We start from the raw sequence: 13,519 nt of genomic DNA, 5'->3' as shown, positions 1-13,519 counted from the left end.
CCTCAATCCCCGTACAGCGCTTCGGCGTGAAAGGTGACGTGATCCTCCATGAAGGTGGACACGAAGAAATAGGAGTGGTCATAGCCGGGCTGCATGCGGGTGATCGCCTGCTGACGGCGTTCCGCAATCGCCTGCGCCAGGGCTTCGGGGCGCAGCAGGTCGATGAACTGATCCGCGGTGCCCGTATCAATCAGCAGCGGGCCGTCAAACCCGTTTGCCTTCATCAGCAGCGTTGCATCATGCTTTTCCCACCCCGCCTTGTCTTCGCCCAGATATGCGGACAGTTGCTTGCGGCCCCAGTCGCTGCCGGTCGGGTTGGCAATTGGCGCGAGTGCCGAGACCGAGCGGAACCGCCCCGGCAGGTTCATGGCAAGCGTCAGCGCCCCATGGCCGCCCATCGAATGACCCGTGATGGATTGCCGCTCGGCATCAATCGGAAAGTTTTCGGCCAAAAGCGCTGGAAGCTCGTCGGCGACATAGTCCCACATCCGAAAATGCGGGGCCCAGGGCGATTGCGTCGCGTTCACATAGAACCCCGCACCCTGGCCCAGGTCATAATCATCGTGGTCCGCAACATCCGCGCCGCGCGGCGAGGTATCGGGGAACACCAGGGCAATACCCTGCTCTGCGGCCCAGACCTGGGCGCCAGCCTTGGTCATCGCGTTTTCATGCGTGCAGGTCAGCCCCGACAGGTACCACAGGACCGGAACCGGCCCGTCCTTCGCCTCGGCCGGCAGAAACAGGCCAAAAGTCATGTCACATTGCGTGGCCCGTGAGGCGTGGCGATAGACGCCCTGAACGCCGCCAAAACATGCATTTTCCGAAAGGGTTTCCATCTTTCACCGTCCTTGGGTTGGGTCAGGCCAATGGCTAACGGCCCAAGGCCCCGCCGTAAAGTCCAGAGCCCCCAAGCCGCGATGATTTTCGCCCACCTGCCTTTACAATGTGCCCACCCAGGCGATCACCAGCGGCACGCTAAGCATGCTTGCAACCGTGGACAGCAATATCGCAGCCGAGGCTCGGTGGGGTGCGATTTCGTAATGCGCGGCCAGCATATAGACGTTGCCAGCAACCGGCAGCGCAGCCGCCGCAATGGCGACAGTGGCCGAAAACCCATCGACTGGCACCAGCCAAACCAGCGCAACCGCGACGCATGCCGGATGCACAACAAGCTTGCAAAAGCTCAGCCAGGCCGCGATTTGGACCCGTTCCGCCGACTTGCTGGCCAGCGAGGCGCCAATGGCAAACAATGCCCCCGGCGTTGCGGCCCCGCCAAGGATGGTCAGAAAGTCGTTCAATGGCTCGGGAACCGGAAATTCCAACGCCGACCAGGCCAGCCCTGCCGAAATCGAGACGATCATCGGGTTCTTGATCAGCCCCAACCCGATCAGCCGGATCGTGCCCGCCGAAAGCCTGCCGTCACGCCCGCCATTGATCAGGATCACGATCAGGGACGAAAATACCACCAGATCGACCGTCAGCACCAACATGACGGGGCCAATCGCCGCTTCGGTGAACAACATGGCCAGCATCGGCAGGCCAAGAAACCCGACATTGCCGATCGCTGCGCATTGCGCCTCGACCGCGGCGGTGGGGATGTCCAGCCTCCGAAATCGCGCGATGGCCGTGGCCAGTACGTAAACCGCCATTGTCCCCAGAAGGTACCCGGCCACCAGTCGCGCATTGAAGATCTCGGCAAAGGGCAACGTGGCCGCAAAGCGGAACAACAGCGCAGACAGCGCGAAAAAGAAAACGAACTTGGTCAGATAGGCGGTTGCATCCTGGCTGAAGAACCGCGACCGCCCGGCCCAGTATCCCAGGCCGATAATCGCGAAAAAGGGCAGTGTACGCAGGAAGATCTCGACCATGACCGGATTGGTAACATGTTTTTACCGGACAGCAAGAGCCTGTTCAGCCGCTGCCGATCAGAATACCCGCCGCCAGCACAAGCGAGCCACCCAGAACGACCTGGAATGCGGCCCGGAAAAAGGGCGTGTCCATGAACCGGTTCTGAATCCAGGCTATTGCCCACAACTCGGCAAACACCACGGCGAACGCGATGATCGTGGCCGTCCAGAAATCGGGAATAAGATAGGGCAGGGCGTGCCCCAACCCGCCTACGGTCGTCATTACACCCGACGCCAGCCCCCGTTTCAGGGGCGACCCCCGTCCCGACAGTTCACCATCATCCGACGCGGCCTCGGTAAAGCCCATGGAAATGCCCGCCCCGACCGAGGCCGCCAGACCAACCAGGAATGTCGTCCAAGTGTCCTGCGTGGCAAATGCCGTCGCAAAGATCGGCGCCAGTGTAGAAACGGACCCGTCCATCAGCCCGGCAAGCCCCGGCTGCACCCAGGTCAGGACAAACTGACGGCGCGACACGGCGCGTTCGGTTTCACGGATATCGTCGGTCAGATGGGTATGTTCCAATTCGACCGCCCGGACCCCATGCACCGCCTCGGCGGCCGCCAGATCGCCCAGCAGTTTGCGGGTTGGGGCATCCTTGCAACGCGCGGCGGCGGCCAGATAGAACTGTTCGGCGTCGTGTTCCATCATTTCCGCCTCTTCGCGGATGCGGTCGATGCCCAGATTTTCGACAAGCCAAACGGGGCGCCGCGCGAAATACCCGGCCACGTGTTCACGGCGGATCAACGGGATGACCGACCCAAATCTTTGCTCGTGCAACGCAATCAGCCGGGCGCGATGCTCGTCTTCTTCCTGCGCCATGCCGTCGAACAGCTTGGCGCTTGCCGGAAAGTCGGCGCGCAGGGTTTCGGCATAGGACCGATAGATGCGCGCATCGTCCTCTTCCGACGAAATCGCAAGCGCGACGATCTCTTGTTCGGACAAGTCCCTAAAATGCTTGCGCTGCAAAAAGAACTTCATGATTTCACCTCGTCCGGGGCCATCCCGAAGCTACGCCGTTTAATGAAAGTTTCAACCAGGGCGACGCGCCCTTGAATCTGAACCGTTCGGTTTATAAACTTGGCGGGCCAACGATACAGGAGCCACCATGACCCAAGCCGCCACAATTCTGCGAACGGGCCGGAAATTCGATCAGGTCCTGCGTGGCGCGCGCGAGGTTTTCATGGCGGACGGTTTCGAAGGGGCAAGCGTCGACGACATCGCCCGTGCAGCCGGTGTTTCCAAGGCAACGCTGTACAGCTATTTCCCCGACAAACGCCTGCTGTTCAGCGAGGTCGCCCAGACCGAATGCTGCCGCATGGCCGAACGCATCATTTCGATGATCGACGAAACCAAACCGGTCCGCGAGGTTCTGACAATCACCGCCACGCAACTGGCCAGTTTTCTGGTTTCGGACTTTGCCCAGCAGGTGTTCCGCATCTGCGTGGCCGAACGCGACAGGTTCCCCGAACTTGGCAAGGCCTTTTACGAGGCCGGTCCGGCAAATGGTCAGCGCCAGATGGTTGAATACCTGGAAAAGGCAGTCGCCAAGGGCGAGTTGGCGATTGACGACGTCAATATTGCGGCCGAACAGTTTTCGGAATTGTGCAAGGTCCGCATCTGGACGAAAGCCGCGTTCGGAATTCAGACGCGTTTTTCCCAGGACGAAATTGATGAGATCGCGTTGCACGCCGTCGACATGTTCCTGGCCCGTTACGGCGCATAGATACCAAGGAAAATGTGGTGCGGGTGGAGGGACTTGAACCCCCACGCCTTGCGGCGCCAGAACCTAAATCTGGTGCGTCTACCAATTTCGCCACACCCGCAACCTGACGCCAATGGCGTCGGAATGACGCGCTGCATAGCAAAGCTTGGAACCAAGTGCGAGGGGTAAATTCAAACCCGCCCGCAGAATTTTCACACCTGAAACAGGCGCAATTGCAGGTGGCGATTCCCGCCGCGCGGCCATCGGGGCGGGGCCTTGATATCCCCCGGTCCAAAGCTGTGCCCGCAGCCGGTCCGCAAAGCGCAAAGCCGGTGCCGCTTTGGTCAGCCTGCCCAATTTTCGCTTGGATACCCGACGTCCTGCGCACAAAAATTTCCAAAGGAAATCCTGCAAATCGGCCGCCCGGACCGTTCTCCCATACGTTGAACCATCCCTGTGCGATAGTTTCCTGGATCACCACAGGAAATGGACGACCGCACGCAGCCTCTGGTTTATCACGTATGCAAGCGGGCAATCTGAACGGAAAGCGGTTGTGGAAATAACAACGCAATAACAAATCAATAAACCCCTAAAAAGCCACGAAAAATGTGGTAACCGGACGGGCATCCAGGTCAGCAAAAGCAAGGGCAGCGGCCCGGGATGACGGCCATGATCGGCCCCAGATTATTAATATTCCCTCAAGGGTTGAGGCGTCATTATGAGAGCCCCACCACATTTGCGCCACAATTCAAACGCCAAAAAATCTTAATCGCGCCAAACAAACACCGCCTTGAGGGTAATTCTGGTCATCAAGGAGTTAATGAGTCTTTTCGCCCTTGGGCACCGTACGAGTTTTTCGCTCAACTCCAATACAAGGGTCTCTGTTGTGACCGAACATTTCAACTCTGCTGCCGCTGAGCAAGACGCCGTCTTTCTTGCCAAGGAAAGCTTTATTGGCGAGCTCAAAACTCTGAACAAACACTATCCCGATACCGGCTTCGGGATCGCACTCAAGACCCATTCGGGCGACCAGTACCTGCTGGCCAATTCCCGGATGCCGCTGCCCTCGACCAAGACCGACGGCTTTCCGACGGGGCGTCGCGTGGCCTGTCTGGAAAACGGCGAACGATTCAGCTCGATCGAAGTGCTGGCCGATGCTCGCGCCTATGACACGATCTCGCCGGGAACCGAGGCGGCGATTCTGGGCAACGCCCTGGACCTGATCGCGCGCATTGACACGCTGACAGGTATCCCGACCGGCACCCCGGTCGCTGCAACTGGCACCGGAGGCTGACCATGGCGCGCAATGACCACCTGCTGTCCGTAGGCAACGAGGCCCTGGCCCCGATGACATCAGCCATGTCTTCGCTGACCGCGCAGATAGACCAATTGACAGAGGTGGCCGACGCGCGGTCGTCGGCACGGCTGGCCACGCTGAAAACCCGCATGGAAAATTTTACCGCCAACGTCACGCTGGTGGGGCAGGTCAAGGCCGGGAAATCGTCGATCGTGAACATCCTTGCGGGGCGGCCCAACCTGTTGCCGTCTGACGTGAACCCGTGGACCTCGGTGGTTACGACGTTGAACATCAACACGCGCACCCAGGGCGACACCAAGTCCCGGTTCACCTTCTTCGAGCAAGAGGAATGGGATAACCTGATGGTCGGCGGCGGCCGGCTTGGCGAACTGGCCAACCGGGCAGGTGCCGACGACGAAATGGAAGACATCCGTCGCCAGATCGCAGAGATGAAGGCCAAGTCGGAAAAGCGTCTGGGCACGCATTTCGACCTTATCCTGGGGCAAAGCCACCAATACGACTATTTCGACGAGGAGCTGATCCAGCGCTATGTCTGCCTGGGCGACGAAGATGACCCGGATATCAGCCCCAAAACCGGGCGTTTCGCGGATGTAACCAAATCCGCGGAACTGAACATGGATATTCCGCAATACCCGATCGCGCTGCGTCTGTGCGACACGCCGGGCGTAAACGATACGTTCATGGTGCGCGAACAGATCACCTTGCGCAGCCTCAGGGGGTCCGAGGTGTGCATCGTGGTGCTGGCTGCCAGCCAGGCACTGACCACGATGGACATGGCGCTGATGCGTATCATCGCGCAGTTCGAGAACCGCCAGATCATCCTGTTCATCAACCGGATCGACGAACTGTCGGACCCGGTCAACCAGGTTCCTGAAATCCGGGACCGGGTGCAGGATACGCTGAAACAGAACAATATCGACGCCAACACAAGCGTCGTTTTCGGCAGCGCCTTGTGGGCCGAGGCCGCACTGACCGGCAACCCTGATATCCTGACCGACGAATCGCGGCAGGCGCTGAACACCTTTTATCTGGCCGCCGGTTTTGGGGATCAGGCCGCCTCGCTTGACAAGATCTGGGCGCTGTCTGGGCTGCCTGACCTGCTGTTGGCAATGAACGAACGCATCGCCGAAGGCGCGGGCACCCGGCTGCTGGATCGGGTGCGCCACCGCGCCCGCAACATCGCAAGCCAGATCCGCGCGGCGGCGGTCGCCAAGACCCTGTCCGGCGGCGAAGGGGTCATGCGCGACCTTGACGGTGTATCGCCCGAAGACGCAATCGCGGCGGTCGCTGACGCCTATGAAAAGAAAGCCTCCGACCTGACCACGGCGCTGCGCGAAAAAGTGCTGGACCGGCTGTCCTCGGCCGAGGCTAACTTTGTCAAACGCGCAACCGACTCGTTGATTTCGCATCTCGAAGAAAATGGCGAGCAGGGCACCTGGCAATATGATCCGGGCGGCCTGCGGACCTTGCAAAAGGCCGCGTATTTCAGCTTTGCCCGCGCGATGCGCAAGGATGCCGGTGCCTTGTACGCTGCGGCTGCCGCAGATGTCGAAACCCTGTACCACAAGCTGTTGGGCAATCACCTGGGCGAATTCAGCATCGAGGCCCCGATTGTTCCGCGCGTTCCGCCGCCCTTGGGGATCGGGCGCACCATCGCGCTGGACCTGCAAAGCACCTGGTGGCGCCGGTGGTGGCAACGGCGCAAAGGGTTCGAAGCCTATGCCGCCGATTACACCCGGCTGATCGCGTCCGAGGCGAATTCGATCACCAAGGATCTTGAGGAAAACCAGATCGCAGCCGTTCTGGAAAACACCCGCGCCACCCTGGCCGATTTCATGCGCGAGCAGAAAGAAACCCTGCTTAGCATTTCGCAATCGGCAGAAAAGGGTTCGGCCGGAAACGCCGCCCTTATGGCGGGTATCCAGCCGCAAAAATCGCGGGATGAAATCCTCGGGGACATCCTCAAAGACCTCAGCAACGAAGCAGCATAAGAAGAGTTATGGTAAATCAATCACAAACCCGCTTCGTCACCGCTCAGCAATGGGACCGTATTGAGCAGTGGTCCCGTCGCAAACCCGTTTTCGCGCTTATGGGAGAGTTCAGCGCCGGAAAATCCACGCTGATGAACTTTCTTCTGCGGCAACAGGCTTTGCCGACCCAGGTGACGGCAACGCAATTGCCACCGGTATGGTTCAGCTGGGGCAACCAATCCGCCTATGTCAAACGCCATGACGGCAGCCAGGAAAACATCACCCTGGACCAGCTGGAAAAAATTGGTGTCAACGATGCCCAGTTCATCCGGATCTATCTGGAATCGGACATTTTGGAAGCCGTTGACCTGATCGACACGCCGGGCATCTCGGACCCCAAGATCGACAGCGATGTCTGGCGCAGGGCCGTTGGCCAGGCCAATGGCGTATTGTGGTGCACGCATTCGACGCAGGCCTGGCGTGAAACCGAACGGGCGACCTGGGTGTCGCTGCCGGAACGGTTGCAAAACAATTCCCTGCTGCTGGTCACGCGCGCCGATGCGCTCAGCGCGAAGGATCGGCAAAAGGTCCTGCGCCGGGTCAACCGCGAGGCGGGCCACCTGTTCAACCGCTCGATCCTGTTTTCCGCCCGTGATGCCATTACCGCGCGGGACAAGACCGGTGATGCCGAGCTGTGGTCGCGCAGCGGTGGCGGCAAGATGGTCGACAGTTTCCTTGAGATCACCGAACAGATCATGGACGCGCGCGCGGATCACCTGGCGCGTTACAAACAGGATGATTCAGCGTCTGGTGGCGCAAAGGTAATGCCTGTGCGCCCGCCCAGACAAAGCGCTGCAGCCGACGAGTCGCGCGAAGACAGCGCCCCGCTGCAATTGCTGAACCCGCTTGATCCGCAGGATGCGGCACGGGGTTCCGACGACGATGTCGTCACCAACTTTCCGGTCCGCCCCGCGCGCGTGGAACGCCGCACCGAAGAGGCCGAGGAAAGGTCACGCATTGACGCCGATGAGGCCGAGCGTCTGCGCGCCGAAATGGTTCCCGAAACGCCTGCCGAGACCGAAGATGACGACCTCAGGGCGTTTTTCCGCGACACGGCCAGCGAACCGCTGGAACTGTCCGCGCTTGCCCAGCCGGACATGGACACGGGTGACGCCGCAGCCGAGGACTCGGTCGCAGCCCAGCTGGACACGGATGACGTACAGGTGGAAGACCCCGATACGATGATTGCATCGCTGTCGGATACGCTTGCCACAACCCCGGAAGAAACAGCAACCGAAGACACGCAGGAAAGCCCCGATATCGAGGTTTCAGTCTCGTCTATCACGTCGCTTCTGGCCGAACAGGCCGGGGCCGGAACTGATGAATACGAGCCCGAACCCGAAAGCAACGCGCTGACCCGCCCGCAGGTGGTCATGGTCGCAGACGCGGATGCCAAAGCGGAAGCGGACCAGCCATCACAGCCCGAGACAACGGCGCTTGAGGATCTGCTGGATGTGCCCTCGGACCGCCCGCTGAGCGCGGCCGCCATGTGGCGCGAGATTTCCGCAAGCGAGGACCTGCCCAATGACGCAACCGCGCTGGCCGCAGTGTTTCAGGCCTTCCTTGAAGAGTTCGACCAGATCGCGCGGGAACATCACGAACGTGGCGCAAGGCAAACGCCGCAGGCAATTCCCGGCACCAAGGCCAACGGCAGCGCAGAATGGCTGGTCTTGTAACGGCCGCACAGGGGCCGAAGTGACCGGCAGCAGGATCTGGCGCGACGGCCCCAAGCCGTTGCGCCAATAACTTACAGAAAGAGCAGAAGCTCGGATGACGATCGAAACTGAAATAGGCGCGGTAATGGATACGATACCCGGCTGCATCGCAGGCGGGTATGTGGACATGAAAACCGGGATGTTGCTGGGAACGGTAACCACCGGCGACACCAGCGGCGCACCGCTGGATACCTTGGCGATTGCGGTGGCAAACCTGTTTCAGGGTCACGGGGTCAGGGCCTTTGAAACCCTGCTGAACGAAAGCGGTATACAGGATGGTGAAACAACCGGATTTGGGGAAATCGCGGTGTTTTCGAATGACCATCTCTACATCTTCTTGCGAACCGCGGACTATCCCGAACATGTGGTTTGCTACATCTGTCGGGACAGCGCCAATGTCGGGTTGGCGCTGACGAAATCACATCTCAGCCTGGGGTCGATAACCGCAGCAGTTTAGACGGGACCAGAGGGGGTCACGGCATGACAAGTGCAGACATTGTGGATATGCTCGAAAACATCGGGCGCGCCGCGACGCCGCGGCTGTCACCGGCAGTTCAACTGCCCGGCGAAACCGCCGCAGACCGCAGGCAGGACATATTGCGCGCCATTCGCGGAACCGTCCTGCCCCGTCGGCTGGACTTCAACGCGTCCGATGGCACGTGCATGGCGATCGAGGTCAACAGCTCGCGCGTGACAGATGTATTTGCGGCCAGTACCGGTGCGGTGCCGGATTTCGAAACGGAATCCCGTGAAGATCTGACCGACAAGGTGGCGCAGCTTGTGTCGAACCTCTCAACCGCTCCGGGACCGTTGCACATGACGTCGCGGCGCCCCGATGCCGCGTTGGAGGCCGACGATGTCGGGGTCACCTATTCCGAAATCGCGGCCGCCTGCGCGCAGATCGACCTGCCCGACGCCCCGCCTGCGGAACCGGTTATCGCGGTCGTATCCGACACGGCCGACGCCCGGCCCCAGGCCGAAGCAGACCAGCCCTTGTTGCTGCGCCAGTTCTATGACATGGCCGGAAAGTTCGCGTTGGGCCGCGTCCTGGACCAGGGGGACGGAACGCCCCCGGAAACCGACGGGGCCTGCGACCAGGGGCAGCCGCTGCACCCCGATCAACCGCTGCTTGACCGCCTGAGCGCAGACCTGTCGGGATGGGACGCCGACACTGCGCCCGCGCTTGGCCATCCTCAGCTTATCGTCATGCGACCCGCCGGCGGTACGGGCGCGGCACTTGCCCTGTTGCGCGACGGGTCCGGCACAACCGCCGTGGTTCACCAGTCGCGCAAGCTGGGGGCTGTCATCTCGGCCTGGAATTCCATCGCGGGAGCAAAGGAATGAGCGTTCCCGTCATTATTGAAACAAATTTTTCTATAATCATCGCGTTTAAGTAGTCAGGGTAAAGAGTATGAGCGAAGCCAACCGCAAGGAATTGATCCGCATAGCGGCGGACATGAACGAGATCAGCAATGACGAAACCCGTCAGTTCATCTCGCGCATTCAGGACGATCTGTCGAACCTCAAACCCTCGATTGCCTTTGTCGGTCAGATCAAGGCCGGGAAATCGCGCCTTATCAATGGCTTCACCGGACAGGCAGAGTTTCTTCCATCAGATGTGAACCCGTGGACGACGGTGATCACCGACATGCATTTCGGCCACCCTTCGGGGCGGACCGACGGGGCAGAGTTCCATTTCTTCGACAACCGTCAGTGGCAGGCGCTGATCGCCGAGGGCGAAGAATTGCGCAACATGTTCCCGGATGACGAAGACAGCTATAAGCGCGAGATGATCGAAGAGCAGGTCGAGGCGATGAAGACCCGCGCCCGCCTGCGCCTTGGTGACAGCTATGAGCATCTGCTGGGCCAACATCATGACCTGGAAGACCTGACCACCGACGATCTTGCGCGCTATGTCTGCGCGGGCGACGACCCGACCGATCCCGACGGCCACGACCCCGGTTCTGATCGCGGTCTGTACAGCGACATCACCCGCAAGGCCGAGGTCTATTTCGACATCGGCCATTTCCCCTTTCCGCTGACGGTCACGGATACGCCCGGCGTCAATGACCCGCTGTTGATCCGCGAGGAAATCTCGCGTCAGTATCTCAAGGAATCCGACTTTTTCGTCGTCGTGCTTTCTGCGCATCAGGCGCTGTCGCGCGCCGACCTGAAACTGTTCCGGCTGATGCAGGCGCTGGAACTGGGCCAGATCGTCGTTTTCATCAACCGCGTTGATGAACTGGGCGGTGGGGCCGAGGACGGCCACAAGGTCAAGGCCGATGTCCTTGACGGGTTGCACAAGGCGCTTGGCAATTCGGATATCGACGTGTTGATGGGCAGCGCCCAATGGGCCCATTTCGCCCTGACCGGCGATGAGACCGGCGTCAACCATGACGACGTTCTGGCCTGGCTGCGCGCGCATCCCGAACAGATGCAGCAATATCTGGACGGCGTTCAAGAGATCAAGCAAGGCCCCGGCCCGATCAGCCGCGAGGCGGTGTTGCGCTATGCCGCCATGGTCGCTTCGGGGCTGCCGGACCTGCGCCGCCACGTGACCTCGGCCCTGATCGAGGGCCCGCGCGGGGCGCAAATGCGCATGGCCTGGCAACATCTCAACAGCTTTGCCCAGGGCGAGCTGGAACGCAGCAAGGTCCGCCTGAGCGCGCTGCGGGACAGCACCGAGGGCGCCACGGTCAATGCCGATGAGAACGACCAGACATTGACGTCGCTGCGCAATCTTGTCGCCGAGAAAACGGCCGAGATCACCCAGGACATGGACGATGTCCTGGCCAATCTGCGCGGCGTCATGGATGATACGGTTGCCGAAGCGGTCACTTTGGTTGTCCGCGGCCCGGACGGGCAGTCTCCTTTGTTGTCCAAGGGCGGCGAAACCGAGCTGAATTTCACCCCGTTGCGCGATCGGATGCGCGAATTGGTGCAAGGCGCAACGCAGGTCGTGCGTCAGCGTATGCTCAGCGAGCTTTACGCCATCGACATGCAAAGCAACGCGGCGCTGCGCGCCCTGCCCGGTTGGAACGACCCGGTGGACAGCCGCATGAATACCAGCGCCGTGCGCTGGTTCCGCCCGGACGCAACCGCATTGACCCGTGGCATTACCGTCGAATTGCGGGTGTCGTGGCTGTCGCGCCTGATCTCGCGCAAAAGCGTGGTTTCGCGCGCCGAAAGGATGATCGTGCAAGAGTTCGAGATGATCGGCGACGATCTGGTCGACACTGCGCGCAATGACATGCTGGAACGGTTGACGACCGTGCTGGACCACTACATGGCGCTGCTTGCGGGCCATCTTGAAAACCGGACCGGAACCGGTGAAACATGCGAACGAACCCAGGCGCAGGCCGATTTCGACCGGGCGCGCCGTATCGCTGACGAACTGGCAAGCATCTACGGGTCGGACAGCGAGACAGAAAGACAGGCCGAGGCTGCGGAATGATTGATTTTCCAGGAACCGAAAAGGAAGTGCGGCAGCTTGAGCGGTTTTTGACCGCGACCGAGGCGCTGCCATCCTCGCCGGACCTGGACGAATTGCGCGAGCGCGCCCTGGCCCATGCCGAACGGCTGTCAAATGCTGTCTCTATCGGCTTCGCCGGAGAGTTCGGGGCGGGAAAATCCAGCCTTGCCAACATGTTGGCCGGGGCCGATATCCTGCCGACTGGGCCGCAGCATCTGAAACTGCCACTGGTCATCGTCGCCTTTTCGGAAACACCCGAAACCACGGTCGGCTGGTGGAACCGCGAACCCGTCACCTATTCCGGGATCGTTCTGGAAAAGGCCGCCGCCGACAACCCCGATTTCATCTCGGTCGGAATAAACACCCCTGCCCTGCGCGACATTTCCCTGTTTGACCTGCCGGGATCGGGTGCTTTGGACGACACGTACAAGCAAACCCTCGATCTGCTGAAATTCGTCGACTGCGCGATCTGGTGCTCGAACGGTACCAATGCCTGGCGGGAAACCGAACGGCATCTGTGGTCACAAGTGCCGCAAAAGCTGCGCGACAACAGCATCCTGGCCGTAACCCATACCGACCTGCCGCCGGTGCGCGACGCGCTGGACCGGGTTCTGTCGCGGCTGAACAAGGAAAAGTCGGGCATGTTCCGCGCGGTTGTTCCCATCGGAACCCCGGTCGCCGTGCGCGCGATGGCACAGGAACCGGAACCGGATTTCGACCTTTGGGAAAATTGCGGCGGGCAAAAGCTGGCGGAGCATGTGCTTGAGGCCGCATCGGCCCGGCGCCAAAGCGATCTGGACGCCGCCCGTGCCGACCTTGCCGAGTATTTTCTGCCGCGCCTTGAGGCCCTGACCGAACCCGATGGCGCCCCGGGCCTTGAAAGCGACAGCCTTGCCACGGCTGAAACGGGCCTTCCGCCCCTGAACAACCCCATCCTGGAAGACTGGCTTGCCGCCATCGCCAGCATCCGCGAAGACCTGCGTGAGGCATCCCAGATCGAACCCGCCGCATTCCTGCAAAGCTGCCAGGAAATCGTCGAGGATTTTGCCGAACGGCTGGATGGTGGGTCCGAAATCGACCCCGAGGGCGATTGGATTCCATCCGAATTCGAAAAGGCCACTGACCTGCTGCTGTTGCTTCAGTTCGAGACCGGTGACGCCCCGGTCAAGGACGCCATCAACATCCTGACCCAGCTCAGCGACAGCCTGGCCTGGGCCGGCAGCAGCGTCGATCCGGGGCACAGCCGGACCGGCACCTGAGGGTTTTCTCGCATAGATTGATCGACTGAAACGCCGAATCGGACCGGCAGGATTCGATTCCCCATTGTTTCTGTTTCGTTGACCAACCCCTGATATTGCCAGGGACTGCCCCCGA

Annotated in this window: 11 protein-coding genes and 1 tRNA gene; 8 read left to right on the top strand and 4 right to left on the bottom strand. The window is 60.8% G+C overall.

Annotated features, from left to right (window positions below; genetic code table 11):
* Positions 1-2: 2 nt before the first annotated feature.
* The 3 genes from fghA to mbfA form a co-directional block, all read right to left on the bottom strand.
* Positions 3-836, bottom strand: a complete 834-nt coding sequence (gene fghA, locus ACXAG8_RS08445) for an S-formylglutathione hydrolase (RefSeq protein ID WP_475223406.1) — start codon at positions 834-836, stop codon at positions 3-5.
* A 102-nt stretch (positions 837-938) separates the two neighbouring features.
* Positions 939-1,868 carry an AEC family transporter gene (locus tag ACXAG8_RS08440; protein ID WP_475223405.1) on the bottom strand — a complete coding sequence of 310 codons (930 nt, stop codon included), beginning with the start codon at positions 1,866-1,868 and terminating at the stop codon, positions 939-941.
* Between the two features lie 43 nt (positions 1,869-1,911).
* Entirely contained in the window at positions 1,912-2,886 is a 975-nt protein-coding gene (gene mbfA / locus ACXAG8_RS08435) for an iron exporter MbfA (RefSeq protein ID WP_475223404.1), read from the bottom strand.
* Between the two features lie 127 nt (positions 2,887-3,013).
* On the opposite strand from mbfA, the gene ACXAG8_RS08430 reads away from it, so the two are divergent.
* Positions 3,014-3,631 carry a TetR/AcrR family transcriptional regulator gene (locus ACXAG8_RS08430; RefSeq protein ID WP_475223403.1) on the top strand — a complete coding sequence of 206 codons (618 nt, stop codon included), beginning with the start codon at positions 3,014-3,016 and terminating at the stop codon, positions 3,629-3,631.
* A gap of 15 nt (positions 3,632-3,646) precedes the next feature.
* Here ACXAG8_RS08430 and ACXAG8_RS08425 read toward each other — a convergent pair.
* Positions 3,647-3,731: transfer RNA gene (locus tag ACXAG8_RS08425), tRNA-Leu, on the bottom strand.
* Between the two features lie 699 nt (positions 3,732-4,430).
* Between ACXAG8_RS08425 and ACXAG8_RS08420 the strand changes: the two genes are divergently transcribed.
* The 7 genes from ACXAG8_RS08420 to ACXAG8_RS08390 all read left to right on the top strand — a co-directional run bounded on the left by ACXAG8_RS08420 (position 4,431) and on the right by ACXAG8_RS08390 (position 13,404).
* On the top strand, positions 4,431-4,904 hold the full coding sequence (locus ACXAG8_RS08420) for a hypothetical protein (protein ID WP_475223402.1): 474 nt from the start codon (positions 4,431-4,433) through the stop codon (positions 4,902-4,904).
* 2 nt (positions 4,905-4,906) lie between these two features.
* Complete coding sequence (locus ACXAG8_RS08415; protein ID WP_475223401.1) at positions 4,907-6,919, top strand: dynamin family protein; 2,013 nt, start codon at positions 4,907-4,909, stop codon at positions 6,917-6,919.
* An 8-nt stretch (positions 6,920-6,927) separates the two neighbouring features.
* Entirely contained in the window at positions 6,928-8,634 is a 1,707-nt protein-coding gene (locus tag ACXAG8_RS08410; RefSeq protein WP_475223400.1) for a dynamin family protein, read from the top strand.
* A gap of 94 nt (positions 8,635-8,728) precedes the next feature.
* Positions 8,729-9,130 carry a hypothetical protein gene (locus ACXAG8_RS08405; RefSeq protein ID WP_475223399.1) on the top strand — a complete coding sequence of 134 codons (402 nt, stop codon included), beginning with the start codon at positions 8,729-8,731 and terminating at the stop codon, positions 9,128-9,130.
* A gap of 23 nt (positions 9,131-9,153) precedes the next feature.
* Positions 9,154-10,017 carry a hypothetical protein gene (locus tag ACXAG8_RS08400; RefSeq protein WP_475223398.1) on the top strand — a complete coding sequence of 288 codons (864 nt, stop codon included), beginning with the start codon at positions 9,154-9,156 and terminating at the stop codon, positions 10,015-10,017.
* A 67-nt stretch (positions 10,018-10,084) separates the two neighbouring features.
* On the top strand, positions 10,085-12,127 hold the full coding sequence (locus ACXAG8_RS08395; RefSeq protein WP_475223397.1) for a dynamin family protein: 2,043 nt from the start codon (positions 10,085-10,087) through the stop codon (positions 12,125-12,127).
* Positions 12,124-13,404, top strand: coding sequence for a dynamin family protein (locus ACXAG8_RS08390; RefSeq protein WP_475223394.1), 1,281 nt, complete (start codon positions 12,124-12,126; stop codon positions 13,402-13,404). Before ACXAG8_RS08395 ends, ACXAG8_RS08390 begins: the two co-directional genes overlap by 4 nt.
* The last annotated feature ends 115 nt before the right edge of the window (positions 13,405-13,519 follow it).

Source organism: Ruegeria sp. ABD4_443, assembly GCF_056160865.1.
This window is presented reverse-complemented; position numbering and strand designations above follow the sequence as displayed.